This is a genomic window from Streptomyces sp. NPDC046831 (assembly GCF_040645305.1).
GTDB lineage: Bacteria > Actinomycetota > Actinomycetes > Streptomycetales > Streptomycetaceae > Streptomyces.
The window spans coordinates 1-24,813 of the sequence record NZ_JBEYXZ010000045.1 but is presented as its reverse complement, the minus strand read 5'-3'; the positions used below and the strand labels follow the sequence as shown (position 1 = coordinate 24,813).

The 24,813-nt window shown below is 73.2% G+C and carries 25 protein-coding genes; 13 read left to right on the top strand and 12 right to left on the bottom strand.

Annotated features, from left to right (window positions below):
* Positions 1–189 precede the first annotated feature (189 nt).
* From ABZ920_RS27725 to recX, 7 genes are all read left to right on the top strand, one after another.
* Complete coding sequence (locus ABZ920_RS27725; RefSeq protein ID WP_361510572.1) at positions 190–1,155, top strand: AraC family transcriptional regulator; 966 nt, start codon at positions 190–192, stop codon at positions 1,153–1,155.
* Complete coding sequence (locus ABZ920_RS27720; protein WP_361510569.1) at positions 1,056–1,802, top strand: AzlC family ABC transporter permease; 747 nt, start codon at positions 1,056–1,058, stop codon at positions 1,800–1,802. Before ABZ920_RS27725 ends, ABZ920_RS27720 begins: the two co-directional genes overlap by 100 nt.
* Positions 1,799–2,107 (top strand): AzlD domain-containing protein, encoded by a 309-nt coding sequence (locus tag ABZ920_RS27715; protein ID WP_361510566.1) that lies wholly within the window; start codon positions 1,799–1,801, stop codon positions 2,105–2,107. Before ABZ920_RS27720 ends, ABZ920_RS27715 begins: the two co-directional genes overlap by 4 nt.
* 244 nt (positions 2,108–2,351) lie before the next feature.
* The gene (locus ABZ920_RS27710; RefSeq protein WP_361510563.1) at positions 2,352–2,546 is read left to right on the top strand and encodes a DUF3046 domain-containing protein; all 195 of its coding nucleotides are present in this window, start codon (positions 2,352–2,354) and stop codon (positions 2,544–2,546) included.
* Positions 2,547–2,606: 60 nt separating this feature from the next.
* Positions 2,607–3,890: an AI-2E family transporter gene (locus ABZ920_RS27705; RefSeq protein ID WP_361510560.1), complete on the top strand. Its 1,284-nt coding sequence runs from the start codon at positions 2,607–2,609 to the stop codon at positions 3,888–3,890.
* 330 nt (positions 3,891–4,220) lie between these two features.
* Positions 4,221–5,348 carry a recombinase RecA gene (gene recA / locus ABZ920_RS27700; protein WP_361510557.1) on the top strand — a complete coding sequence of 376 codons (1,128 nt, stop codon included), beginning with the start codon at positions 4,221–4,223 and terminating at the stop codon, positions 5,346–5,348.
* Positions 5,349–5,351: 3 nt separating this feature from the next.
* On the top strand, positions 5,352–6,242 hold the full coding sequence (recX, locus tag ABZ920_RS27695) for a recombination regulator RecX (protein WP_361510554.1): 891 nt from the start codon (positions 5,352–5,354) through the stop codon (positions 6,240–6,242).
* 111 nt (positions 6,243–6,353) lie between these two features.
* Here the strand turns inward: recX and ABZ920_RS27690 are convergent, their stop codons facing one another.
* From ABZ920_RS27690 to ABZ920_RS27655, 8 genes are all read right to left on the bottom strand, one after another.
* Positions 6,354–6,743, bottom strand: coding sequence for a rhodanese-like domain-containing protein (locus tag ABZ920_RS27690; RefSeq protein WP_361510551.1), 390 nt, complete (start codon positions 6,741–6,743; stop codon positions 6,354–6,356).
* On the bottom strand, positions 6,740–7,252 hold the full coding sequence (locus tag ABZ920_RS27685) for a cysteine dioxygenase (protein WP_361510548.1): 513 nt from the start codon (positions 7,250–7,252) through the stop codon (positions 6,740–6,742). Before ABZ920_RS27685 ends, ABZ920_RS27690 begins: the two co-directional genes overlap by 4 nt.
* Before the next feature lie 208 nt (positions 7,253–7,460).
* The gene (locus ABZ920_RS27680) at positions 7,461–7,532 is read right to left on the bottom strand and encodes a putative leader peptide (RefSeq protein WP_310851512.1); all 72 of its coding nucleotides are present in this window, start codon (positions 7,530–7,532) and stop codon (positions 7,461–7,463) included.
* Positions 7,533–8,000: 468 nt separating this feature from the next.
* Complete coding sequence (locus ABZ920_RS27675) at positions 8,001–9,602, bottom strand: FAD-dependent monooxygenase (RefSeq protein ID WP_361510545.1); 1,602 nt, start codon at positions 9,600–9,602, stop codon at positions 8,001–8,003.
* 175 nt (positions 9,603–9,777) lie between these two features.
* Entirely contained in the window at positions 9,778–10,668 is an 891-nt protein-coding gene (locus tag ABZ920_RS27670) for an amino acid ABC transporter permease (RefSeq protein WP_361510542.1), read from the bottom strand.
* The gene (locus tag ABZ920_RS27665; RefSeq protein ID WP_361510539.1) at positions 10,665–11,330 is read right to left on the bottom strand and encodes an ABC transporter permease subunit; all 666 of its coding nucleotides are present in this window, start codon (positions 11,328–11,330) and stop codon (positions 10,665–10,667) included. Before ABZ920_RS27665 ends, ABZ920_RS27670 begins: the two co-directional genes overlap by 4 nt.
* 76 nt (positions 11,331–11,406) lie before the next feature.
* A complete protein-coding gene (locus ABZ920_RS27660; RefSeq protein ID WP_361510537.1) occupies positions 11,407–12,243 on the bottom strand; it encodes a glutamate ABC transporter substrate-binding protein in 837 nt (278 codons plus the stop codon).
* 118 nt (positions 12,244–12,361) lie between these two features.
* Complete coding sequence (locus ABZ920_RS27655) at positions 12,362–13,138, bottom strand: amino acid ABC transporter ATP-binding protein (RefSeq protein ID WP_361510534.1); 777 nt, start codon at positions 13,136–13,138, stop codon at positions 12,362–12,364.
* Between the two features lie 283 nt (positions 13,139–13,421).
* Between ABZ920_RS27655 and ABZ920_RS27650 the strand changes: the two genes are divergently transcribed.
* Together ABZ920_RS27650 and ABZ920_RS27645 are read left to right on the top strand one after the other, a co-directional pair.
* Positions 13,422–14,111: a response regulator transcription factor gene (locus ABZ920_RS27650; RefSeq protein WP_361510531.1), complete on the top strand. Its 690-nt coding sequence runs from the start codon at positions 13,422–13,424 to the stop codon at positions 14,109–14,111.
* Between the two features lie 9 nt (positions 14,112–14,120).
* Positions 14,121–15,530: a HAMP domain-containing sensor histidine kinase gene (locus ABZ920_RS27645; RefSeq protein WP_361510528.1), complete on the top strand. Its 1,410-nt coding sequence runs from the start codon at positions 14,121–14,123 to the stop codon at positions 15,528–15,530.
* A 270-nt stretch (positions 15,531–15,800) separates the two neighbouring features.
* Here the strand turns inward: ABZ920_RS27645 and ABZ920_RS27640 are convergent, their stop codons facing one another.
* Positions 15,801–16,799 carry a TAXI family TRAP transporter solute-binding subunit gene (locus ABZ920_RS27640; protein ID WP_361510525.1) on the bottom strand — a complete coding sequence of 333 codons (999 nt, stop codon included), beginning with the start codon at positions 16,797–16,799 and terminating at the stop codon, positions 15,801–15,803.
* A 171-nt stretch (positions 16,800–16,970) separates the two neighbouring features.
* Here ABZ920_RS27640 and ABZ920_RS27635 point away from each other — a divergent pair, with 171 nt between their 5' ends.
* Positions 16,971–17,375 carry a MazG nucleotide pyrophosphohydrolase domain-containing protein gene (locus ABZ920_RS27635; RefSeq protein ID WP_361510522.1) on the top strand — a complete coding sequence of 135 codons (405 nt, stop codon included), beginning with the start codon at positions 16,971–16,973 and terminating at the stop codon, positions 17,373–17,375.
* 132 nt (positions 17,376–17,507) lie between these two features.
* On the opposite strand, the gene ABZ920_RS27630 is transcribed toward ABZ920_RS27635, so the two are convergent.
* On the bottom strand, positions 17,508–18,740 hold the full coding sequence (locus ABZ920_RS27630) for a glycosyltransferase 87 family protein (protein ID WP_361510519.1): 1,233 nt from the start codon (positions 18,738–18,740) through the stop codon (positions 17,508–17,510).
* 472 nt (positions 18,741–19,212) lie between these two features.
* A complete protein-coding gene (locus tag ABZ920_RS27625) occupies positions 19,213–20,142 on the bottom strand; it encodes a ScbA/BarX family gamma-butyrolactone biosynthesis protein (protein WP_361510516.1) in 930 nt (309 codons plus the stop codon).
* A gap of 171 nt (positions 20,143–20,313) precedes the next feature.
* On the opposite strand from ABZ920_RS27625, the gene ABZ920_RS27620 reads away from it, so the two are divergent.
* Complete coding sequence (locus tag ABZ920_RS27620) at positions 20,314–20,940, top strand: ScbR family autoregulator-binding transcription factor (protein ID WP_361510513.1); 627 nt, start codon at positions 20,314–20,316, stop codon at positions 20,938–20,940.
* Positions 20,941–20,957: 17 nt separating this feature from the next.
* Positions 20,958–21,917, top strand: a complete 960-nt coding sequence (locus ABZ920_RS27615) for an NAD-dependent epimerase/dehydratase family protein (RefSeq protein ID WP_361510611.1) — start codon at positions 20,958–20,960, stop codon at positions 21,915–21,917.
* Positions 21,918–22,157: 240 nt separating this feature from the next.
* Here ABZ920_RS27615 and ABZ920_RS27610 read toward each other — a convergent pair whose 3' ends face one another.
* Complete coding sequence (locus ABZ920_RS27610; RefSeq protein ID WP_361510510.1) at positions 22,158–23,396, bottom strand: transposase; 1,239 nt, start codon at positions 23,394–23,396, stop codon at positions 22,158–22,160.
* 512 nt (positions 23,397–23,908) lie between these two features.
* Between ABZ920_RS27610 and ABZ920_RS27605 the strand changes: the two genes are divergently transcribed.
* The gene (locus ABZ920_RS27605) at positions 23,909–24,583 is read left to right on the top strand and encodes a TetR/AcrR family transcriptional regulator (RefSeq protein WP_361510507.1); all 675 of its coding nucleotides are present in this window, start codon (positions 23,909–23,911) and stop codon (positions 24,581–24,583) included.
* Positions 24,584–24,813 lie beyond the last annotated feature (230 nt).

Here is a 24,813-nt window from a genome sequence, read left to right as displayed (position 1 = left end):
TTCTGCACCACATCGGGCGCTCGGCGGGCGGGGCCCATGCGGGGCCGGCCGGTGTGGTGCCGTGGGGCGGCGCGCGCCGGGGCGCCGCGGCGCGCGCCCACCGGCCGCCGGCTGACCGTCGCGGCGCGCGCCCACCGGACCCGTCGGCCGGGGCGGCCAGGCACCGGCCACCCTCCTTGATGGCGGAAAATGAGGGGTATGGGTGAGGAGCGCGCACGGCACTGGCAGTACGCGGAGCTGCCCGGTGTCGACCTCCTGCGCGCCCGGTACATACGCAAGGAGTTCGTCCGGCACACGCACGAGCACTTCGTGATCGCCGCCATCGCCGACGGCGTCGAGGTCTTCCAGCACCGCGGGTCCGACCAGTACGCCGGCTCGGGCGCCCTGGCGCTCGTGAACCCCGACACCCCCCACACCGGACGGGCGGGCGTGCCGGAGGGCTGGCGCTACGGAGCCGTCTACCCGTCGCCGGACCTGGTGGCCGAGATCGCCGCCGAGACCACGGCGCTGCGCGGCACCCCGGGCTTCGTCGAACCCGTCCTCGACGACCCCTACGCCGTGGGCCTGGTGCACCAGGTGCTGCGGGCCGCGGACGAGGGCAACGCCCTGGCCGCCGACACCCTGCTGCGGGTCGCGGTGACCCGGCTGCTGCGGCTGAACGGGGGCCCGCTGCCGCAGCGGAAGGTGCGCACGGCGGGCTCCCGGACCGCGGCCCGCGCCCGCGCCGTGCTGGAGGAGCGGATGGCCGACCCGCCGACGCTGGAGAGGCTGGCGGCCGACCTCGGCACCAGTCCGTTCGCGCTGCTCCGGGCGTTCCGCGACGTCTACGGGATGCCGCCGCACACCTGGCTGACCGACGTCCGGGTGCGCCGGGCCCGGAGGCTGCTGGACGCCGGCACCGCCCCGGCGGAGGCCGCCGTCGCCGTCGGCTTCGCCGACCAGTCGCACCTCAGCCGGCACTTCTCCCGGATCGTGGGCGTGCCGCCCGGCGCGTACCGGCGCGAGCGCAAGAACGTACAAGACGCGCGGTCGCGGCTCCTCCTACCGTCCACGGTGTGGCAGAACAGACAGCACTCGCAGACACAGGCACCGACCACGGAGGAAAACCGGACGCCGCCGTCGTACGGGACGCCCTCGGAGTCGGGGTCGCCGTAGGACTGTCGGGGTTCGCCTTCGGCGTGACCTCGGCCGGCAGCGGGCTCACGCTGCCGCAGACCTGCGTGCTGAGCCTGCTGGTGTTCACCGGCGCGTCCCAGTTCGCGCTGGTGGGGGCACTGGCGGCCGGCGGCAACCCGTTCACGGCGGCGGCCGGCGCCTTCTTCCTCGGGGTGCGCAACGCCTTCTACGGACTGCGTCTGTCGCAGGTGCTGGCCCTGCCGCGCCGGGTCCGCCCGTTCGCCGCGCAGTGGGTCATCGACGAGACCACCGCGGTCTCGCTCGCCCAGCCGACGCGGCGCGGCGCGCGGCTCGGCTTCACCGTCACCGGGCTCAGCCTGTACCTGCTGTGGAACCTCACCACCCTGCTGGGCGCGCTGGGCGCCAAGGCCATCGGGGACACCGACGCCTGGGGTCTCGACGCGGCCGGGCCCGCCGTGTTCCTGGCGCTGCTCGCGCCGATGCTGCGCAGCGCCACCGAGCGGGCCGTCGCCGGCCTCGCCGTCCTGCTGGGGCTCGGCCTGCTGCCGCTCGTCCCGGCCGGTGTGCCGGTTCTGGTGGCCGGGCTCGCGGCGCCGGCCGTGCTGTACCTGGAGGGCCGCCGCAGGGGCGGCACACGCGACGACGTCCGGGAGGAGGACCGTTGAACACCTGGATCGCCATCGCCGCGACCGCCCTCGGCTGCTACGCCGTGAAGCTGGCCGGGCTGCTCGTCCCGGCGGGCGCCCTGGAGCGCCCGCTGGTGAAGCGGCTCGCCGCGCTGCTGCCCGTCGCCCTGCTGGCCGCCCTCACCGCCCAGCAGACCTTCGCCGAGGGACACGCGCTCGTGCTGGACGCCCGGGCGGCGGGGCTCGGGGCGGCCGCCGTGGCGCTGGTGCTGCGGGCGCCGTTCCTGCTCGTCGTCGCCGCCGCCGTCCTGGTGACGGCCGGAGTGCGTGCCCTGGGCGGGTGAGGGGCGCCCCCGGTGCCGCGGGCACGCGCGCGGACCGGCCGCGGTGGAGCGGATTCTCGGGTGGGTGTGTGCCGGCGGGCCTCAGCCGCGGTTCCCCGTTGCTCACTCGGCAGGGGTCTCGGGATGTGGTCGATTTTCGGCCATGATCATCGCGGGCCGGAGTGTGGCCCCGGACCGTGGTCCGGGGCCGGGCCCACCCCGTGGTCCGGGGCCGCTCCCACCCCGTGGGCGGGATACTGGTGTCATGCGGTTGACGGTCTTCTGGGAGCGGATGGCGGAGCACTTCGGTGCGGGATACGCCGAAACCTTCGCGCGCGATCACGTGATGTCGGAGCTCGGCGGGCGCACGGTGCACGAGGCGCTGGACGCCGGCTGGGACGCCAAGGACGTGTGGCGCGTGGTCTGCGACGTCATGAACGTTCCGTCGCAGCGGCGCTGACCGGTCACGAAGGCCGAGGGGCGGGCACGGACGGCCGGCGGCGTGGGCCAGACTTGCACCGTGGCATCCACTGACGAGGCCGGGCAGACGGCCGAGCACGCATCCCCGTCCGGTACGACGCCGCCCGTCCGGCCCCCGGCCGGCGGCGGCGCCGCCGGGCCGCGCGCCCGCATGCCGCGCTGGCTGCCCCGCGCCATGGTGCTCGCGCTCGCGCTCGTCGCCGTCTTCCAGCTCGGCAGCTGGGCCTTCCACCAGCTGACGGGCCTGCTGATCAACATCCTCATCGCGTTCTTCCTGGCCCTCGCCATCGAGCCCGCGGTGAGCCGGATGGCCGCCCGCGGCATCCGCAGGGGCCTGGCGACCTTCCTGGTCTTCCTCGGCCTGACGGTCGTGGCGGCGGGGTTCGTCACCCTGCTCGGTTCGATGCTCGCCGGCCAGATCATCAAGATGGTCGAGGGCTTCCCGGAGTATCTGGACTCCGTCATCCACTGGGTCAACACGACGTTCCACACCGAACTCAGACGGGTGGACATCCAGGAGGGACTGCTCCACTCGGACTGGCTGCGCAAGTACGCGCAGAACAGCGCCGCGGGCGTGCTCGACGTGTCCACCCAGGTGCTCGGCGGCCTGTTCCGGCTGCTGACGATCGGGCTGTTCTCCTTCTACTTCGCCGCCGACGGGCCGCGGCTGCGCCGCGCCCTGTGCTCCGTGCTGCCGCCCGCGCGCCAGGCGGAGGTGCTGCGGGCGTGGGAGATCGCCGTCGTCAAGACGGGCGGCTACCTGTACTCGCGCGGTCTGATGGCGCTCGTCTCGGGCATCGCCCACTATGTCCTGCTCCAGGCCCTGGGCGTGCCGTACGCGCCTGTGCTGGGTGTCTGGGTGGGACTGGTCTCCCAGTTCATCCCCACCATCGGCACCTATCTCGCGGGGGCCCTGCCGATGCTGATCGCGTTCACGGTCGACCCCTGGTACGCGGTGTGGGTGCTGGGCTTCGTGGTGATCTACCAGCAGTTCGAGAACTACATGCTGCAGCCCAAGCTGACCTCGAAGACCGTCGACATCCACCCCGCGGTCGCCTTCGGGTCGGTCATCGCGGGCACCGCCCTCCTCGGCGCCGTCGGCGCGCTGGTCGCCATCCCCGCGGTGGCCACACTGCAGGCGTTCCTGGGGGCGTACGTGAAGCGGTACGCCGTCACGGACGACCCCCGGGTCCACGGGCACCACCGCCGGGGGCAGGGTCCGGGCCTGCTCGACCGTGCGCGCGGGCTGTGGGGGCCGCGGCCGGCGGGTGCGGAGGGCGGCCCCGAGGGGCAGCCGCGTCCGGGGGAGGAACCGGTCCGGTAGGACGGCGCGGGCCGGTCCGGCGGGGTGGCGCGCGGTCGGTCCGGCAGGCGGTGGAACCGGTGCGGTGGGGTGGCGCGGACCGGTCCGGCAGGCGGGACCGGGTCGTCGGGCCGCGGGTCGCCGGGGCAGCGTGGCGAGCTTGACACGAAAATCGAACATCTATTCTTATTGAGGCTCCGGAGCGGCTCGACGAGGGGGATTTCGACCCGGTTTGCGGGGAGAAGTGCCTGAGTTGTCCACAGGCCGGACGGACGTCGGGGCGCATTGTCAGTGGCAGGCGTTAGCGTCTTTGACGTGAAGCGATCGACTCAAGCAAACCGGGTGGAACCCATGGCAGGAACCGACCGCGAGAAGGCGCTCGACGCCGCGCTCGCGCAGATTGAACGACAATTCGGCAAGGGCGCGGTCATGCGCATGGGCGAGCGGTCGAAGGAGCCCATCGAGGTCATCCCGACCGGCTCGACCGCGCTCGACGTGGCCCTCGGCGTCGGCGGCCTGCCGCGCGGCCGAGTGGTCGAGATCTACGGGCCGGAGTCCTCCGGTAAGACCACGCTGACCCTGCACGCCGTGGCCAACGCGCAGAAGGCCGGCGGCCAGGTCGCCTTCGTGGACGCGGAGCACGCCCTCGACCCGGAGTACGCGCGCAAGCTCGGCGTCGACATCGACAACCTCATCCTGTCCCAGCCCGACAACGGCGAGCAGGCCCTGGAGATCGTGGACATGCTGGTCCGCTCCGGCGCTCTCGACCTCATCGTCATCGACTCCGTCGCCGCGCTCGTCCCGCGTGCGGAGATCGAGGGCGAGATGGGCGACAGCCACGTGGGTCTGCAGGCCCGTCTGATGAGCCAGGCCCTGCGGAAGATCACCAGCGCGCTCAACCAGTCGAAGACCACCGCGATCTTCATCAACCAGCTGCGCGAGAAGATCGGCGTGATGTTCGGTTCGCCGGAGACCACGACCGGTGGCCGGGCGCTGAAGTTCTACGCCTCGGTGCGCATCGACATCCGCCGTATCGAGACCCTGAAGGACGGCACGGAGGCGGTCGGCAACCGCACCCGCTGCAAGGTCGTCAAGAACAAGGTCGCCCCGCCCTTCAAGCAGGCCGAGTTCGACATCCTCTACGGCCAGGGCATCAGCCGTGAGGGCGGCCTGATCGACATGGGCGTGGAGCACGGCTTCGTCCGCAAGGCCGGCGCCTGGTACACGTACGAGGGCGACCAGCTCGGCCAGGGCAAGGAGAACGCGCGCAACTTCCTGAAGGACAACCCCGACCTGGCCAACGAGATCGAGAAGAAGATCAAGGAGAAGCTGGGCGTCGGCGTGCGTCCGGAGGAGCCGGCGGCCGAGACGGGCACGGACGCGGCAGCCACCGGCGCCACGGGTGACGCCGCCAAGACGGTGCCCGCTCCCGCGGCGGCCAAGGCCACCAAGCCCAAGGCCGCCCCGGCCAAGAGCTGACCCGTGACACGGCGAACCGACTGGCCCGAGTACGAGTACGACGTCCCGGGTGCCCCACGGGGGAGGGGCACCGGGGACGGCACGGGCTCCGCGACGGGCGGTGACGGCGCCTACGAGGGTGAGCAGCCGTACCCGCCGGGCGGTGACGAGGACGGCTTCGCAGCCGGTGACGGTCCGGCCGGCGCGTACGGGGGCGGACAGGGCGACGGCCGGCGTCGTGCGGACGGTGGGTCGCGCGCGGGAGGTTCACGTGCGGGCGGCTCACGCCGGGGCGGCTCGCGTGACGGCGGGGCTCCAGGCGGTCGCGGGCGTCGCCGGCGCGGTTCCGGCGAGACGTCCGCCGAGGACGGAGGCACCTCCTCCTTGTCGAGGGCCGAGCAGGGGGCGCCTCCTGGGGACCCGGTGGAGCGGGCGCGTGCGATCTGTCTGCGCCTGCTCACCGGGACCCCGCGCACCCGCAAGCAGCTCGCGGACGCGCTCCGCAAGCGGGAGATCCCGGACGACGCCGCGGAGGAGGTGCTGAGCCGGTTCGAGGAGGCCGGGCTGATCAACGACAGCGCGTTCGCGGACGCCTGGGTGGAGTCCCGGCACCACGGCCGGGGACTGGCCCGGCGCGCCCTCGCCCGGGAGCTGCGCACCAAGGGTGTCGACGGCGCGCTGATCGACGAGGCCGTCGCCCAGCTCGACTCCGAGCAGGAGGAGGCCACCGCGCGCGAGCTCGTCGCCCGCAAACTGCGGTCGACCCGGGGCCTCGACCGCGACAGACGTCTGCGCCGTCTCGCCGGCATGCTGGGCCGCAAGGGTTACCCCGAGGGCATGGCCCTGCGGGTGGTCCGGCAGGCGCTGGAGGAGGAGGGCGAGGACACGGAGTTCCTCGACGAGGGCGGCGTCTGAGGCCGGGCCGCGTGGCGCGGGCTCGGCGTGCGCTTCCGATGACGGGTGCGGGCGCCGGGGAACGGAAGCGCCGTCGGCCGGTGCCCTACGGAGCCCGGCGGACCCGGTGCCCTACGCGATCACCGGCAGTCCCGACGCCCTCCAGGCCTGGAAGCCGCCGATCAGGTCGGTCGCCCGGTGCAGGCCCAGCTGGTGCAGGGAGGCGGCGGCCAGACTGGAGGCGTAGCCCTCGTTGCAGATCACGACGACCCGCAGGTCATGGCTGGTGGCCTCGGGCACGCGGTGGCTTCCCCGTGGGTCCAGCCGCCACTCGAGTTCGTTCCGCTCGATGACCAGGGCTCCGGGGATCAGGCCGTCCTTGTCGCGCAGCGCCGCGTAGCGGATGTCCACCAGGAGGGCGTCCCCGGCCTCGGCGGCGGCGTGCGCCGCGCGGGCATCCGTCCGCTCGTAGCCGCGCCGTACCTGTTCCAGCAGTTCGTCGATGCCGGTCGGTGTGCTCACTGCCAGTCCTCCGGGCGTTCCACCTGCTCCAGGCGCAGCACCTGGCCCGTCCGACTGTAACGGCGGATCTGCGGCAGCGGCGGGAAGTACGCGTGCACGGAGACCGCGTGCCGGCCGGTGGACGCGTTGAGGACCTCGTGCACGTGGTGGCGGCCGAAGGCGCGGCCCCGGCCGGCCGGCAGCCGCCGCTCGCGGTCGACTCCGTCGGTGAGTTCGAGGGTCCGCCAGCCGTCGCCGGGCAGCCGGGCGGCGAGCGAGTGCTCCGTCAGCTCGCCCGAGGCGGTGAGGAAGGCGCCGACGGAGTCGGCGTGGTCGTGCCAGCCGGTGCCGGTGCCGGGAGGCCAGCCGATCAGCCACGCCTCGCTGCCGCCGGGCCCTTCCAGCCGCACCCAGGTGCGTTCCCGCGGGTCGAGCGGCAGGGACGCGATCAGCTCGGCGTCCGCGGCGACGCCCCGGACGAAGTCGAGGAGATCCGCCTCGGTGGGCGCCCGGCCGTCGGGTGGGGCCACCGGCGGCGATGCGGGGGCCGGGCCGTCAAAGACCGAGGCGGGTACGGCCGACGGGGGGACGTGGGCCGACGGAGCGGCGGCGGACGCGGGCGCCGCGGAGGTGGCGGCAGCGGAAACGGGGAAGGCAGACACGGACACCGTCCTGAAGAACGTTCGCGAAGGGCGCGCGGCGGCACGGGGCGGCGCACCCGGGGAAGAAAAGGCGAGTTCAGCAGGAGGGACGACACACGCAGCCCGCATAGCGGAGGAGGTCCATATGGACCCTCCGCCACAGGCGCACGTCGCTGTCGGTCACGTTCCGGAGTACACCACGGGGGTGCGGACCGGTCAACTCACGGTCACCATGCGGACCGGTGAACCCAACCGTCACCGTGCGGACGGTGAGCCGACGACCGTCGTCGGGCGGCTGAGCCGGCACGGCGGGACGACACCGCCCACTCCCACAGCCTCGGCGCACCGCGCTCAGCACGCCCGGGCTCGGTGCGCACGGGCTCAGCGCGGGGCCCGCACCGCCTGCCTCTGCGGAGCCCGGCCTCCCTCCAGCGGCCCCCCGCCTCCGCCCGGCGGTGCCCCGGCCCACCTCGGCCCCAGTGCCGTGCTCCCTGCCTCAGCGGCACCCACCCCAGCCCGTTCCAGCAGCGCCGGCCGTCGCGCTCCGGGCCGCCTCAGCCTCAGCGCGCGCCCCGCCAAGCCCCAGCCCGGGCCCGCCGTCAGCGCGCCCCGGCAAAGCCTCAGCCCCGGCCCGCCCTCAGCGCGCCCCCGCCTCCGCCCGGGTCTGCGACTGCGCGGGGCCGCCCAGCGTCGCCTCCGCCGCCGTGTACAGGTCCGCCGGCCGTACGCCGCTCAGTGCGGTGACCAGGTGCCCGTCGGGCCGTACCAGGAGCACGGTGTGGGGCGCGGCCCCCGGGTAGCTCTCCGCGACGAGCAGCTCGGCGCGGTGCGGCAGGGCGGTCACCGCGGCCGCCAGCCTGGGCATGATTCCGGCGCTCATCCAGTGCCGGCGCTCCCACACGACGCTGCCCGGCGCCACCAGCACCACCAGCAGCGCCCCGCGGCCCAGCCGGTCCCCGAGCGGTACGAACGAACCGTCCTCCGCGGTGACCGGGACGTCGGCGACCTGCGCGCCGACCGGGGTGTCGACGGCGACCTCCGCGTCGAGGGGCGGAGGGGCGAGCGGGGAGTCGGCGTACGTCCGCGGCGCGCCGAGGGCGCCCTGCCCCAGATGGCCGTCCAGGAGCAGCGCGTCGTGCCCGCGGGAGGTGCCGGGGACGAGGGTGCGCAGCCCGCCACCGCCCCGCAGCAGCGGAAGCACCTGGTCCGCGGCGCGCAGCCGGGCGGCGACGCTCGCGCGCCGCTCCGTCTGGTAGCTGTCCAGCAGCGCCTCGCGCGGCCCGTGGTGCCAGGCCAGCGCCAGCTTCCAGGCGAGGTTGTCGGCGTCCCTGAGGCCTTCGTCCAGCTGCTGCGTGCCGAAGGCGCCGAGCAGGTGCGCGGCGTCCCCGGCGAGGAAGACCCGCCCGGCGCGCCAGCGGCGGGCCAGCCGGTGGTGGACCGTGTGGACGCCGGTGTCCAGCAGTTCGTAGGCCGGCGTGGCGTCACCGGTCCAGCCGGTGAGGGTCTCCCGGATACGGGCGATCAGCAGCTCGGGCGTGACGAGGTCCTTGCCCGGCGGCAGCAGCCAGTCCAGCCGCCACACACCGTGCGGCAGCGGACGCGCGATGATCTCTCCCGCCGAGGGACCCGACGTGCGCCACGGCGGGTTGCGGTGGAGGAACGCTTCACCGGGCCGGGGCAGCTCGGTGCGCAGCGCGGCGACGGCGTGCCGCTCGATCGCGGTGCGGCCGGGGAAGCGGATGTCCGTCAGCTTGCGGACGGTCGAGCGCGGGCCGTCGCAGCCGACCAGGTAGCTGCCGCGCCACCAGGTGTCCTGAGGGCCGCGGGTGTGGGCCGCGAGGCCGGACGGTTCCTGTTCGATCGCGTCCAGGCGGCTGCCCACGGCGAGCTCGACCAGCTCCTCGTCGACGAGGGCGGAGCGCAGGGCGTCGGTGAGGACGTGCTGGGCGATGTGCAGCGGGGCGGGCTCGACGTCGTCGAAGACGACCTCGCGCATCACCTGTTTGCGCCGCATCGACCGCCAGCCGGACCAGCGCAGTCCCGCCTCGTCGAGCCGCACGCCGGTGAGCCGTTCCAGCAGCGCGGCCGTGTCCTCCCGCAGCACGACGGTGCGCGCGGCGCGCTGCGCGTCCCGCCCCGGACCCTCGTCGAGGACGACCGACGGCACCTCCTGACGCGCCAGCGCCAGGGCGAGCGTGAGCCCGACGGGCCCCGCCCCGACGATGATCACCGGATCCACGGCGCGGCGCCCCCTGCCCGCAGCGATGTCCAGACGGACGGTTGTGAACACAGGGTTGGAGCAGGGTGCACGATCACAGAACGTATGCAACCCACTGCCGCAGCCTGCGTCAAGCGACGGAGGCAGTGGTGATCACACCACTGCCTCCGGATTGCTCCTGCCGGCTGAACGACCGTCAGGCGGCCGCGCCCGTGCCCGCCGTGCCGGCGATGTCGGCCGCGGCCGACGGCGGCACCACCGCGCCGCCGGACTTCCTGCCGCGCCGCAGCCGCCGCTCCAGCCAGCTCGCGAACGACGTCAGGCTGAAGTTGAGCACCACGTAGATCAGGGCCACCACGGTGAAGCTGGCGATGGTGTTGGCGCCGTAGTAGGAACTCATGGGGGACACCGACGCCATCAGCTCCGAGTAGGTGAGGATCGCGCCGCCGAGCGCGGTGTCCTTCACGATGACCACCAACTGGCTGACGATGGCCGGCAGCATGGCGGTGACCGCCTGCGGGAGCAGGATCGAGGTCATGGTCTGGGTCTTGCGCAGGCCGATCGCCTGTGCGGCCTCCGTCTGCCCCTTGGGGAGCGACAGGATGCCCGCGCGGACGATCTCCGCGAGGACCGCGGAGTTGTAGAGCACCAGGCCGGTGACGACGGCGTACAGCGGGCGGTCGTCGGAACTGAGGTTGCTGTACTCGGCGAACAGCGCCAGCCCGAAGATCATCAGGATCAGCACCGGGATGGCGCGGAAGAACTCCACGACCACGGAGGCCGGGACCCGGATCCACGCGTGGTCGGACAGCCGCGCTATGCCGAACAGGGCGCCAAGCGGCAGGGCGATGATCATCGACACGGCCGCGGCGATCAGGGTGTTCTTCAGCGCGGGCAGCAGGTACGTGGTCCAGGCCTCGCCGTGGACGAACGGCTGCCACTTCGCCCAGTCCAGCTGGCCCTTGTCGCTCAGCTCGGTGTACACCCACCACGCGACCGCCGCGAAGACGAGCACGAAGAGGACGGTGTAGAGGACGTTGCGCCTCTTGGCCCTGGGGCCTTGGGCGTCGTAGAGCACGGAGGTCATCGCTTCACCGCCACCTTCTTGCCCACCCAGCCGAGGAGCAGGCCGGTCGGGAGCGTCAGGCACACGAAGCCGAACGCGAAGACCGCGGAGATCAGCAGCAGTTGTGCCTCGTTCTCGATCATCTTCTTCATCAGCAGAGCCGCCTCGGCCACACCGATCGCGGCGGCCACCGTGGTGTTCTTGGTGAGCGCGATCAGCACGTTGGCGAGCGGGCCGACGACCGAGCGGAACGCCTGCGGCAGCACGACCAGCGTCAGCACCTGGGTGAAGCTCAGACCGATGGCCCGGGCCGCCTCCGCCTGGCCGACCGGCACCGTGTTGATGCCGGAGCGCAGCGCCTCGCAGACGAACGCCGCGGTGTACGCGATCAGACCGAGGACGGAGAGCCGGAAGTTCGTCTGGTCGAAGTTGTGCCCGCCGAGGGTCACGCTCAGCGTCTGGCTCAGGCCGAGCGAGGTGAAGAGGATGATCACCGTCAGCGGGATGTTCCGCACGATGTTGACGTAGGCGGCACCGAAGCCGCGCATCAGGGGCACCGGGCCGACGCGCATGGCGGCCAGCAGGGTGCCCCAGACCAGGGAGCCGACGGCCGAGAGCAGCGTGAGCTGCACGGTCACCCAGAAGGCGCCCAGCACGTCGTAGCCTTCAAGAAAGTCGAACACGATCTCCCGTGCTTCCGCGTGTGGTGGGCCCCGGTGCGCCGCCCCCGCGTGGACGGCGCACCCGACGGACGCTGACTCAGCTCTTGATGTCGCCGATCTTCGGCGCGGGCTCGTTCTGGTAGTTCGCGGGACCGAAGTTGGCCTTCACGGCCTTGTCCCAGGAACCGTCGGCGACCATGTCCTCGAGAGCCTTGTTGATCTTGCCCTTGAGGTCGCTGCCCTTCTTGACGCCGATGCCGTAGTTCTCGTTGGTCATCTTCAGCCCGCCCAGCTTGAACTTGCCCTTGAACTGCGACTGGGAGGCATAGCCGGCGAGGATCGAGTCGTCTGTCGTCAGCGCGTCGACGGCCTTGTTCTGCAGACCGCCCAGGCAGGCCGAGTAGGTCGGGTACTGCTGCAGGTCGGCCTTGGGCGCCAGCTTGTCGTGGACGTTCTGCGCCGAGGTGGAACCGGTGACCGAGCAGAGCTTCTTGTTGTTCAGGTCGGACGGCGCCTTGATCGAGTTGTCGTCGGCACGGATCAGGACGTCCTGGTGGGCCAGCAGGTACGGGCCGGCGAAGTCGACCTTCTGCTGGCGTTCCGGGGTGATCGAGTACGAGGCGGCGATGAAGTCGACGTCACCGCGCTGCAGCATGGTCTCGCGGTCGGCGCTCTTCGCCTCCTTCCACTGGATCTGGTCCTTGTCGTAACCGAGCTTCTTCGCGACGTAGGTGGCGACGTCGACGTCGAAGCCGGAGTAGCCCTGCGGGGTCTTCTGGCCGATGCCGGGCTGGTCGAACTTGATGCCGATGTTGATCGTCTTGCCGCCGCCGGACGACCCGCTGTCCTTGTCGTCGCTCGAACCGCACGCCGTCGCGGTGACGGCTAGGGCGAGCACGGCGGCCGAGGCGGCGGTGACCTTGAGAAGCTTCATGGTGCACATCCTTCGAATGGTGAGAAGACGGAGGCGTCGGTGGCGGACGACGAGGTCGCCGGGGCCGGAGCCGCGGAGGGCGGACCGGGGTGGCGGACGGCCGGGGGCGGCGCGGCCGTCAGTGGTGCAGGATCTTCGACAGGAAGTCCTTGGCCCGGTCGCTGCGCGGGTTGCTGAAGAACTGGTCGGGCGTGGCCTGCTCGACGATCCGGCCGTCGGCCATGAAGACGACGCGGTTGGCGGCCGACCGGGCGAAGCCCATCTCGTGCGTGACCACGATCATGGTCATGCCGTCGCGGGCGAGCTGCTGCATGACCTCCAGGACCTCGTTGATCATCTCCGGGTCCAGGGCGGAGGTCGGCTCGTCGAACAGCATGACCTTCGGGTCCATGGCCAGGGCCCGCGCGATGGCGACGCGCTGCTGCTGACCGCCGGAGAGCTGCGCGGGGTACTTGTCGGCCTGCGCGCCCACGCCGACCCGGTCGAGCAGGGCCCGCGCCCGTTCCTCGGCCTTCTTCTTGTCGGACCGGCGGACCTTGACCTGGCCCAGGGTCACGTTCTCGAGCACGGTCTTGTGCGCGAAGAGATTGAAGGACTGGAAGACCATGCCGACGTCGGCGCGCAACCGGGCCAGCGCCTTGCCCTCCTGGGGCAGGGGCTTGCCGTCGATCGTGATCGTGCCGGAGTCGATGGTCTCCAGGCGGTTGATGGTGCGGCACAGGGTGGACTTCCCGGACCCGGAGGGCCCGATCACCACGACGACCTCGCCACGGGCGATCGTCAGATCGATGTCCTGGAGCACGTGCAACGCGCCGAAGTGCTTGTTGACGCTCTTCAGGACGACCAGATCGCCGGTCGAGGCCACCTCCTGCTTGGCCACCGATACTTCGGTCATCGCTTTCAGGCTCCGTCCTCCTCGGTTTCGGAGGACAGTAGATTCCCCGTGCGACCTGCGTCATTACATCTGAGGGGAATCTGAGCATCACGATCCGATAGCAATCGGACACCCGTCGTAGTACGGACGTCCTGGTACGTACCGGCTGCGTAACGGAAGCGGTGTGCGGGGGCGACCCTCTTGACGCCGTCGTCCTCCATCGGCGTGACTGCCTTCACGCACGCGTGCGGGTGCGTCGTCTGCACAGCGAAATCGTACGACCGATGAACCGGAGGGGGCCGGGATGAGACTGCTGCTCGTCGAGGACGACAACCATGTGGCCGCCGCCCTGTCCGCGGTGCTGGCCCGGCACGGTTTCGACGTCACGCACGCCCGCAGCGGCGAGGAGGCCCTCCGGGCGCTGGTCCCGGAGAGCGCCTGCTTCGGGGTGGTCCTGCTCGACCTGGGCCTGCCCGACCAGGACGGCTACGAGGTCTGCGGCAAGATCCGCAAACGCACCAGCACTCCGGTGATCATGGTCACCGCCCGCTCCGACGTCCGCTCCCGCATCCACGGCCTCAACCTCGGCGCCGACGACTACGTCGTGAAGCCGTACGACACGGGGGAGTTGCTCGCCCGCATCCACGCCGTCAGCCGGCGTGCCGCGCACGAGGACGTGAGCGGGGGCGCCGACAGCGTGCTGCGTCTGGGCCCCGTCCGCATCGAGCTGCCCACCCGGCAGGTCAGCGTGGACGGCACCGTGGTCCCCCTGACCCGCAAGGAGTTCGACCTCCTGGCGCTGCTCGCCCAGCGTCCCGGCGTGGTCTTCCGCCGGGAGCAGATCATCAGCGAGGTGTGGCGCACGAGCTGGGAGGGAACCGGCCGCACCCTGGAGGTGCACGTGGCGTCCCTGCGTTCCAAGCTGCGGATGCCCGCGCTGATCGAGACCGTACGCGGCGTCGGCTACCGCCTCGTCGCCCCGGCTGTCGCGTAGCGGGCACGGGTGCGCGCGCGTCTTCTGCCGCTGCTCATCGTCCTCATGGCGGCGGTGCTGCTGGCCCTCGGCATCCCGCTCGCCGTGAGCGTGGCCGCGGGCCGGCAGCAGAGGGTGGTCGTCGACCGGATCGACGACACCGCACGCTTCGCCGCCCTCGCCCAGTTCGTCGCCGACCGGCCCACCGGCTCCGAGTCCGTCGTCCCGGACGAGCGCCGCGAGACCCTCGGCCGCGAGCTCGCCAGCTACTACGAGGTCTACGGCATCCGGGCCGGCGTCTTCTACCGCACCGGTACCCCCATGGCCAACGCGCCGGCGAACTGGATCCTCCCCCAGGAGGGCGAGGTGCGTGCCGCGTTCGACGAGGCGCTCCTCAGCCGGCGCAGCCACGACCCCGAGCAGGTCTGGCCCTGGCAGCGGCGGCGCCTCGTCGTCGCCTCCCCCGTCATCCGGGACGGCGACGTCGTCGCGGTCGTCGTCACCGACTCGCCGACCGGGGAGCTGCGGTCGCGGACGCTGCACGGCTGGCTGGTCATCGGCGCGGGGGAGATCGCCGCGATGCTGCTCGCCGTCGGCGCGGCGCTGCGCCTGACCGGCTGGGTGCTGCGGCCCGTGCGCATCCTCGACGCCACCACGCACGACATCGCCACCGGCCGGCTGAAGTCCAGGGTTGCGGTGGCCGGCGGGCCCCCGGAACTGCGCAGGCTGGCGCGGTCGTTCAACGAGATGGCGGACCACGTCGAGGACGTGCTGGAGCAGCAGCGCGCCTTCGTCGCCGACGCCTCGCACCAACTGCGCAACCCGCTGTCGGCCCTGCTGCTGCGCATCGAACTCCTGGCTCTGGAACTGCCGGAGGGCAACGCGGAGATCGCCTCCGTGCGCACCGAGGGCAAGCGGCTCGCCCAGGTCCTGGACGACCTGCTCGACCTGGCGCTCGCCGAGCACGCCGAGGCGGACCTGCGGCTGACGGACGCCGGCGCGCTGGTCGAGGAGCGGGTGGCGGCCTGGGCGCCCACCGCGGAGGCCAAGGGGGTGCGGCTGGTGGGCACCTGCCCGGCCACCACGGCGTGGGCCGACCCCGTGGCGCTGTCGTCCGCGCTGGACGCGGTCATCGACAACGCCGTGAAGTTCACGCCGAAGGGCGAGTGCGTGGAGGTGACGGTCTCCTCCAACGGCGACACCTCCACGATCGTCGTGGCCGACCGCGGTCCCGGGCTCACCGACGAGGAACTCGCACGCGTCGGGGACCGGTTCTGGCGCAGCGGCCACCACCAGAACGTCAAGGGCTCCGGCCTCGGCCTGTCCATCTCCCGGGCGCTGCTCGCGGCGGGCGGGGGTTCGATCGTCTTCGGCCACCACGAGCCGCACGGCCTGAAGGTGACGGTCACGGTGCCGCGGTCGGGACCGGGGGTGTCCTGAGCCGTACCGGGCCGGACGTGGCTCGTCGCCACCGGCTCGTCAGTACCTTCCTGGGACCCGTCGCTGTACCGGGGCCGCACCGGCCCTTCGTGTTCGACCGCGGCCGGGCGGTGCCGAGCCGTACCGGTCCCTTCGTCCCCGGTCGGGGCCGGGTCCCTGAGCCGTACCGGCCGCCTTCGCGTCCGGTGGGTGGGACCGGTCCCGTGTGCCGGTCGCGGGCCCGGTCGGGGCCGGCCGCGCGTCGGCGGCGCCGGCCCCGTCCCGCCCGCTCTACGGCTTGACCGAGCGGTAGTAGCGCTTCGCGCCCTCGTGCAGGGTCAGCGGGTCGGTGTAGATCGCGGTGCTCAGGTCGACCAGCTGGGCGGAGTGGACGTGGGCGCCGATGCCGTCGCGGCTCTTGATCACCGTACGGGTGATCCACTCGGTGAGCCTCGGGTCCACGTCCTCGCGGGTCACCAGCACGTTGGAGACGGCGATGGTCGGCACGGTCAGACCGTTCTGCACGGTGGGGTAGGCCGACTCGGGCATGTTGGTGGCGCGGTAGTAGCGCGTGGCGCCGCCCGCGGCGTGCAGCTTGGCCACGAGGCCGGCTTCGATCGGCACGAACCGGATGCGGAGCTTGGAGGCCAGCTGCTTGATGCCGTCCGTCGGCAGCCCGCCCGACCAGAAGAACGCGTCCAGCTCGCCGCGCCGCAGCTGCCCCGGTGCGGCGTCTATGCCGTCGGGCATGGGCCGTATGTCCGTCTCGGGGTCGATGCCGGCCGCCTTCAGCACCCGTTCGGCGATGAGCCGCACGCCCGACTCCGGCGGCCCGATCGCCACCCGCTTGCCCCGCAGGTCCGCGATGGAGCGCACGCCCGCGTCGCGCGGCACCACCACCTGCACGTAGTCGTCGTAGAGGCGGGCGACACCGCGCAGCCGGGTGGCGCCCGTCTGGCCGTTCAGCTCGTAGGTCTCCACGGCGTCGGCCGCGGCGATCGTGAAGTCGGCCGTGCCGGTCGCCACGCGGGTGACGTTCTCCTGCGAGCCGTCGCTGGGCAGCATCCGCACGTTCAGATGCGGCATGTCCTTGCCGAACTCGGTGCGCAGGAGAGTGGCGTACTCCTGGTAGACGCCGCGCGGCGCCCCCGTGCTGAAGGTGACCGTCCCGGCGGGCGGGTCCTCGCCCAGCGGCAGCAGCCACCACAGCAGCAACCCGAGGGCCACGACGCCGGCGGCCGCGCCCTGCAGGGCGCGGCGCCCGCCGGTACGGGGGAGCAGCTTGGACATGCGCGCGATCCTGCCAGCCGGGACGCGGGCTGGCCAGCGCCGGGGCGCGGGCGTTCACCTGCCGGTGACGGACGCGGGGGAGCGGGACGGGGCGGAGCGGTCGTCCGGCGGCGGGCCGGGGACCGTCCCTGCCGTTCCCGCGGTGCCCGGGCCGGTCGCTACATTCGCCGTATGAGCTCTTCCCCCGCCGATCTCGTCCGTGAGTTCCACCGCGCCTTCGGGCTGGACGCCCGCGGCACGCCGGCGGAGGTGTCGCCGGAGCTCGCCGCGCACCGCGGTGAGCTGCTCGCCGAGGAGGCCGCGGAGGTGGCCGAGGTCTCCGTCACCGGCCCGCTCGACCGGCTGGCCCATGAACTCGCGGACGTCGTGTACGTGGCTTACGGCACGGCCCTCGTGCACGGGATCGATCTCGACGAGGTGATCGCCGAGATCCACCGCTCGAACATGACCAAGCTCGGCCCCGGCGGCCGGGTCGCCCGCCGCGCCGACGGCAAGGTGCTCAAGGGCGAGCACTACCGCGCGCCGGACGTGTCGGCGGTGCTGCGGCGCCAGGGGTGGGCACCGGAGGGCGCCTGAACCCAGCCCCTCCCAGCCGCCCGCGCGGCCGGGGAGCGCGCAACCCTCCTCGCCTGCCCGCCGGGCGCGGAACCGGCCTCGTTCTCCGGAGCGTGCCCGTGCGGCAGCGGCCGCTCGCGCGACAGCACCTGGTCAGGGCGTGGGCGGCCGGTCGCCGGACTTCCGCTCAGCTGGAGCGGGCGCCCGCTCCGGGGCGGGCGCCCGCGCGCACCGCACGGCCAGGGCCGCCGCGAGGACGGTCAGGGTGAACGCGTCCTTGAACGCCCTGCGTGTCGACGCCTCGAGATGGGGAAACGCGAACTCCGGCACCTGGGGGACGAGCGCGGTCCAGAACCACGGCGACCGCGCCACCGAACCCGCCTCCAGGGCACCGGCCAGCAGGAGCGGAACCACGGCGACCAGGTAGTGCTCGTAGGACGGGCGGGACACCAGGTAGGACGCCAGCATGAGCATCGCGGCCGTGTCCGCGAGCCGCGCCGGTCCGGGGTCGGCGCGCCGCCAGCGCAGCCACGCGCAGACCACGCCGGCCGCCGCCGCGGCGAGACCCACCAGGCGCGCGAGGGCCGGCGGCACCCCGAGGCGCGGCAGCACCGCGAGCAGGGAGCAGTCGAACGGCCGCATCAGCGCGTCGCCGCCCTGGAGCAGGAAGGGCAGCGTCCGGGTGAGGAACCCGGCCGGGTCCGGCATCAGCAGGGCCATGCCCAGGGACAACGCCGCGGGCAGCGCCACCATCCAGGCCAGGGCGCGCCAGCGCCGGGCCAGCACCAGCAGCAGGGCCACGGGCAGCAGCAGCGGCTTCACCGCCACGGACAGTCCGAGGACCGCCCCGGCCGCGTCCCACCGCCCCCGCTCCGCCAGCAGAAGCGCCGACGGCAGGGCGAGGGCGCCGATCACGGTCCAGTTCCCGAGGGTCAGCAGATGGCCCACCGGCGCCCACACCAGCACCAGCCCCAGCAGGCCCAGCACCGCGAACCGGCTGCGCGCCGGCACGCGGAACAGCCGCACGGCGCACCACCAGCCGCCGGTGACCAGCGCCACGCACACCACCGGCGCGGCCACGCGCAGGACGAGCGGGGGCAGCGCCGCCTGCGCCGCGGCGAACAGGACGGCACTCGGGAAGTACAGGAAGCGCCGGTCCGCGTACGGGGCGCGGCCGTCCAGCCAGACCTGCCCGGCGTGCACCACGAAGGCGTTGTCCATGCCGCCCTGCCGGAACGCGACGGCCACGTACGCCGCCCGCGCCAGCAGGACGGCGGCGAGGACCGCGACCGCGACCGGCCCGGCGGGTCGCAGCAGCCACGCGCCCACCGCCGTGGCCGGAGGCGTCTGCGGGGCGGTCGTGCGGAAGGCGTCACGCAGCTGCATCACACGTACCTCTCCGGGAGGGGGTGCGGTGTGCGGGACGGCGCCACCGGCCTGGTGCGCAACCATTTTGAGGTCTGGGCCCCGGCAGGGGAGTCAGGGCGGAGCCGACGGCCGGTCGTGTCGCGGGTGCGGGTGGATTCCGCCCGGGGCCGGGGCCGGGGCCGAACGGCCCGCGTCGCGTTCACCGGGGTGCCGGTTGAGGCGTCTCACCGTGCGGACGTGACCGTGGGGCAGTGCTCCGGTCTCCGGCCACGCCGCCGAAACCGCCCCGCCACGCCACCGCGCTGCCGAAACCGCGCCGTCATGCCCCCGGAAACGCCGCGCCGTGACGGACGACGGGCCGGGCCGGGGCGTGGCGTCCGGCGGAGCCGGACGTCAGGCATCTCACGCTCGCCGGGCCGCCGCCGGCCGGAGGGGCCGCCGTCCTGGCCGGCCGGGGAGGCGACCGAGGGCGGCGGGCCCGCGGGGCGCGTCAGTTCCCGGACGCGGCGGACGCGGCGGACACGGCGGGCACGGCGGGCACGGCGGAAACGGCAGGTACGCCGGCTGCGGCAGCGACGGACACGACGGTTGAAAAAACGTTACTTCCCTGCTGTTCGCCGGTGACCCGCACCCTGCGGCGGCCGTCGGGGCCGTCGGGGAGGACGGAGGCCTCGATCCAGCAGGGGGCGTCGAGTTCGGCGTAGCGGGTGAACACGGTGTCCATGCCGACGACCGTGCCGGCCCGCGTCTGCGTCACGGCGAGCGCGGCCTGGCGTGCGGCTTCGAGCAGCAGCATGCCCGGCGCGTGGTCCACGGGGTGGTCGAAGAGGACCGGGTGCGACGTGTCGACCCGCAGCTGGAAGCGCCCGGCCGCGTCCGTGGGGGAGAGGGCGACGTCGTCGAAGCTGTCCCGGCCCACCTGCCGGGGCGGAACCGGCGGGGTCAGCGGAATCACCCGCAGACCGGCGATGTCGGCGTACTCGCGGCGCAGCCGCTCGTAGACGGTCCGGTCCTGGACGGTGAAGCTCGTCCGGGCGGTGCCGACGAGGACGCCGTCGCGCGCGGCCTCGACGCTCATCGCCACGGCGGACGCGCGCTCCTTGCGGCGCCTCACGTCCGTGCAGGTGATGCGCAGTTCGATGTCGGACCCGTCGCGGCGCAGGCCGGCCGGGTCGAGGTTCCAGTCGAAGTCGCGCCAGAGCAGCTGGTGTCCGAGGGGGACCTCGTAGGCCCCGTGCGACAGCAGGGGGAGGGTCTGACGGACCGTCTCGCACAGCAGCAGCGGGTCGTGCATCCCCGGTCGGCCGACGTAGAAGGCGTGTTCCGCGGGCCAGTGGGCCGACACCGTGAACGAGTCCTCGCCCGTGCGGCACCAGTGGCGCAGGAGGACCTCGGACGCGTCGAGCTTGTGCGTGTACACCTGAGGGACAATCACCGGTATTTCGGACAAGCGAACGTGTGCGAGGTCAACGGACATGCGGGCTTTCCTCCAGCTGCTGAGATGCAAACGGCGCCGACGTGGCCTGATGGGAGGTGCTCGGATAACATAGAGGTCGTTCTTTTTGTTTGTCGAGAGATTCCGAGGAAGTCGGTGGCGCAGCGCAGGCAGGAACGTGCTCTCCGTACACGGGAACAGCTGCTCAGAGCGGCGGCGGAGGTCTTCGATGCGACCGGGTACTCCGGGGCGAGCATCAGCAAGATCCTCGACCGGGCCGGCCTGACGGCCGGGGCGATGTACTTCCACTTCAAGTCCAAGGAGGACCTGGCCAGAGCCGTCATCCTGGAGCAGGCCGCCGACCTCGACTTCCCGCAGACCGAGCCGGGCCTGCAGCAACTCCTGGACTCCACCGGGTATCTGGCGGTCCAGCTGCAGACCGACATCCTCCTGCGGGCCGGCGTCCGGCTGGCGGTGGAGCAGAACGAGTCGGGTCTGCAGGAGTACGCGATCTACGAGTACTGGATCGAGGAGTTCCGTCAGGAGCTGGTGCGCGCGCGGGAGAAGGGGCAGCTGCACCCCTTCGTCGACGTGGCGGACTTCGCACGGGTCGTGGTCGCCAGCTTCACCGGCACGCAGATCATGTCCCAGGTGGCCAGCGACCGGGCCGACCTGCCGGAGCTGATAGCGGCCCTGTGGCGCTGCCTGCTGCCGGCCCTCGCGCCGGCCGAGGTCGTCGAGCGGCTGGTCATCCCCGGCGACGAGGCGGCGGTGGCCGTGTGAGGCCGCCGCGCGTGGTGATGACGGGGGCCACCGGATTCATCGGCTCGGCCGTGCTGGACGGGCTCCTCCGGGCCCGAGCGGCCGGACGCGTCGGCGCCGTGCGCGCCCTGGTGCGCACACCGCCCGCACAGTGGCACGGCACCGGAGCAGGCCCGTCGTGGGTCCCGGCCGACCTGGCCGAACCGGGTTCGACGGCCGGGGCGCTGGAGGGTGCCGACGTCCTGGTGCACCTCGCCGCGCGCACCTCGGGCGACGCGAGCGTCTGCGAGGCCGTCAACGTCCGGGCGTCCGAGGCCCTCGCCGCCGAGGCCCGGCGCTGCGGCGTCGAGCGCGTCATCCATCTGTCCACCGCCGCGGTCTACGGAGCCGGCCCGCACAGCGGGCTCAGGGTGAACGAGATCGAACCCGCGCCGGTCTCCGCGGCCAGCGCCACCCGGCTCGAGGGTGAGCGTCACATGCTGGCCGCGGGCGGCACCGTGCTGCGGCCGGGTCTGGTGCTCGGCAGAGGGGACCGATGGGTCGTCCCCGCCCTGGCCGAACTGGTCGGGCGGGTGCCCGCCCGCTGGGACGGCGGGCGCGGTCTGCTGTCCCTGGTCGACGTCGGCGACCTGGCCCGGCTCATCGTGACCATGGCCACCGCGCCCGGGGCCCCGCCGCCGGGCGTTCACCACGCCAGTCATCCCCGGCCGGTGAGCAACGCGGCCCTGATGGCCGAGCTGGCCTCGCTCGGCGTACTCCCGGAGGTGACGGAGGACCTGCCCTGGGAGGACTGCCTGCGGCGGCTGCGGGAGGTCCCCGGCCGGATGAGCGAGCGTCAGTTCTCCCTGCTCGCCCTCGACCACTGGTACCGCAGCGAGGACGTCTGGCGTCTCACCGGCTGTCCGGAGGGCCCCGGGCCGCTCGCCCGGCTCGCGGATGCGGCGTCCTGGTACGTCTCCCACCTCGGCGGGCGGGACGAGGGCGCCGCCAAGGTGTGACGGCGGGTGGGTGGGGGCGCCGCTGCGGTACGGCGAGGACGTGTGAGGGCGCCGCTGCGGTCCGGCGGCGTGTGAGGGCGGCACCGTGGTCCGGCGGTGGGCAGCGGTCCGGGAGGACCGCCCGGCGGCCGGTTCCGGTGCGGCACCCCTCGCCCGGTACGGGTGGCGTGTGCCGCCGTACCGGGCGATCGCTGCGGCCGGGGCACCCGGGCGGTGCGTCCCGCGGGGAGGGGTGAAGCGTCAGACGGCCTGCGGCAGCGACTCGACGGCGGATCCGACGGCCGGTGTGACGGCGGATCCGGCAGCCGATCCGAGGGCCGGGGCGTCGGCCGGCGCGGCGAAGAGGCGGCCGTAGGAGTAGGCCGCCGAGACGAGGGTCATGTGGTGGTGCCAGCCGGGGTAGGAGCGGCCCTCGAAGTCGAGCAGGCCGAACTCCTCCTCCAGCCGGCGCATCGCCGCGTCCGCCCCGGAGTCCAGACCGGCGAGAGCCGTGAGGCGGCCCATGCGCTCGTCGAGGAGGTTGGTCATCCATATGCGGGCGGGCGTCCGGCGGGTGGGGCACCACTGGGCGAACAGCCGGTAGGTGTGCGTGCCGTCGGGAACGCGGACCCGGGCGGACAGGATGCGGGCGCTGCCCTGGCCGGGGTGCGAGCCCGCGGCGTGCAGGTGCCGGGTGCTGTGCCGTTGCAGGAGGCGCTGCACGCTGACCACCCCCGCGCCGGCCCCGGCCGGCCCGGCCGGGGCCGGCGCGGACCCGGGGGCCACGGGGAGCACCTGGAGGCTGGAGGGCACGGACACGACGAAGTCCCGTCCCCGCCGGCTCAGGCCGTTGATCAGCTGGGTGGCTCCGGGCTGCCTGCTCATGTCGACCACCGCGGGGACCGGCGCCCGGGAGGTGCGGGTCGCGAGGGCGTCCAGGAGGTCCAGGACGTGCCTCCAGAAGGGCCGGTGCCGGGCGGATCCGGGAATCCTGGCCCGCTCGCGCAGCCGCTCGTCCTGGCACCACTGCTCGGGCAGCACGAGGTCCCAGTCCACCGGCAGGTGCGTGCCGTGGGAGGACAGGAACACCCCCACGCCCAGCTGGCAGTTGATGGTGCGCCCCACCTGCGGCACGAAGCGGCGGTGCACACCGCACGAGTGGGCGCCGCGCTTGGGCAGCACGGCGGTGGTGACGGTCCAGGCCGCGGGTGTCATGCGGTCCTCCGCCACCCGGGTCAGTTCCTCGCGGGCGGGGTCCCAGTCCCACGGGCTGGCGTTGATGAACTGCTGCAGGGACTGCGAGGCGGTGGGCGAGGTCGAGATGGCCCCGGCCAGGCGCCGTACCGACTTCTTGCCCGGCGTCGTGAGCAGCCCCCGCAGGTAGCCGTGGGCCCACCGTCGCTGGTCCGCGCGCGGCAGGTGGCCGAAGAGGGCTTCGGCGAAGCTGGTCAGCGGGTCGTCGCTCAACTGCGGCGACAGGCTCAGGTGCTGCTCGGCCATGGTGCGTTCCCCTCCGCTACGTACCGTCCCCCAAACCATAGCGAGCGTTCTCTTTGTTTTTGAAGAGGGGGGCAGGTGCGATGAGACTTCGGGAAGTTGCCGGAGTGCGCGCCGGCTTTCACGCGAAGCGCCGTCAAACGGGTGAAGGCGGTGGGAAAGCCCGCGCTTCTATAGGAAGTTGACGTGGTGACGGGCTTCAGGCCGTCAGAAGCTGAACCGGGGTGGTCCGGGCCCTCCCCTCGGGAGGGGACCGCCGGAGGGCCAGGCGGGACCGCGACCCGTGCCGGCCGGTCGACCCGTGACGGCCGGTCGGCTCGTGCCGGCCGGGGCTCCGCCGGGGGCGGCGGTGGTCCGGGCGACCCCCGGACCCGGGTGGCCGGGCGGTACGGGGCGCCGCCGGGCCGCCGTGGTCACGGGCGCTGGTTCCGGCATCGCGGGGTCACACGACAGCCGCCCGGCCCACCCACGTTTCCCGGGAGGCGACTCGGGTGCGCGGACACAGGAGGCTAGGAATGGTGAAGCAGGAAAGAGCGGCCAGGACCAGGGAGTCCCTGATCCAGGCCGCGGGTGTGGCGTTCGACGAAGCGGGCTTCGACGGTACCTCGCTCGGGCGGGTCAGTGCGGCGGCGGCGATCTCCATGGGAGCTCTGACCTTCCACTTCCGCACCAAGGCGGACCTCGCCGACGCGGTGCAGCTGCGCGGGCTCGCACTCACCGGTGAGGCGGTCCAGCGGGCCGTCCGGGGCCGGAAGACACCGCTGGACTCCGTCATCGCGGTCACCGTCCGGGTCGTCGGACTGCTGGAGGACAGTCCGGCGGTGCGGGCCGCCGCGCGGCTCAGCCGGGAGCGCACGGAAGGCGCCGCCTCCTGGCCGGACTCCTGGGTCCCGGTGGTCGAGGACCTCCTCGCCCGGGTGCCCGGCCACGGCCTGTGTCCGGGCACCGATCCACGGGTGCTGCTCTACCTCGTCTCCCACCTCGTGTCCGGGGCCGAGGTGCACATCCGCAGCGGTCTGAAGAGCACCGACCAGCAGCGCACGCGCCCCGCGGCCCAGGTCGCCGAGGTGTGGCGGCTCGCCCTGCGCGGCATCTCCCCGGCGGTGCACCTGCCCGCTCCGGTGAAGGCCGAAGGCCGCCTCAACGGCCGCCCCGAAGCGGCCCGCACCGGCGACGACAGCGACGTCTAGAGCCTCACACAGCTCCTTGGGGGAGTTGCCAAGGTCGGACGCGGGCTGGAGCAGAAGCTGGGTCGGCGTTCCCCGAGCCGCATAGTGTCCGCTGCGACTGTCGTGGAGCCCAAGGAGAGGGGAACCGTGCACATCAAGGACGTCCGTCGTCTGGACCGGGTGATCATCCGGTTCGCGGGTGACTCGGGTGATGGTATGCAGCTCACGGGGGACCGGTTCACGTCGGAGAC

Coding starts and splice junctions, on each gene's coding strand:
- ABZ920_RS27725 (WP_361510572.1), top strand. CDS start 190: ATGAGGGGTATGGGTGAGGAGCGCGCACGGCACTGGCAGTACGCGGAG.
- ABZ920_RS27710 (WP_361510563.1), top strand. CDS start 2,352: ATGCGGTTGACGGTCTTCTGGGAGCGGATGGCGGAGCACTTCGGTGCG.
- recA (WP_361510557.1), top strand. CDS start 4,221: ATGGCAGGAACCGACCGCGAGAAGGCGCTCGACGCCGCGCTCGCGCAG.
- ABZ920_RS27670 (WP_361510542.1), bottom strand. CDS start 10,668: ATGACCTCCGTGCTCTACGACGCCCAAGGCCCCAGGGCCAAGAGGCGC.
- ABZ920_RS27660 (WP_361510537.1), bottom strand. CDS start 12,243: ATGAAGCTTCTCAAGGTCACCGCCGCCTCGGCCGCCGTGCTCGCCCTA.
- ABZ920_RS27655 (WP_361510534.1), bottom strand. CDS start 13,138: ATGACCGAAGTATCGGTGGCCAAGCAGGAGGTGGCCTCGACCGGCGAT.
- ABZ920_RS27650 (WP_361510531.1), top strand. CDS start 13,422: ATGAGACTGCTGCTCGTCGAGGACGACAACCATGTGGCCGCCGCCCTG.
- ABZ920_RS27640 (WP_361510525.1), bottom strand. CDS start 16,799: ATGTCCAAGCTGCTCCCCCGTACCGGCGGGCGCCGCGCCCTGCAGGGC.
- ABZ920_RS27635 (WP_361510522.1), top strand. CDS start 16,971: ATGAGCTCTTCCCCCGCCGATCTCGTCCGTGAGTTCCACCGCGCCTTC.
- ABZ920_RS27630 (WP_361510519.1), bottom strand. CDS start 18,740: ATGCAGCTGCGTGACGCCTTCCGCACGACCGCCCCGCAGACGCCTCCG.
- ABZ920_RS27615 (WP_361510611.1), top strand. CDS start 20,958: ATGACGGGGGCCACCGGATTCATCGGCTCGGCCGTGCTGGACGGGCTC.
- ABZ920_RS27610 (WP_361510510.1), bottom strand. CDS start 23,396: ATGGCCGAGCAGCACCTGAGCCTGTCGCCGCAGTTGAGCGACGACCCG.
- ABZ920_RS27605 (WP_361510507.1), top strand. CDS start 23,909: ATGGTGAAGCAGGAAAGAGCGGCCAGGACCAGGGAGTCCCTGATCCAG.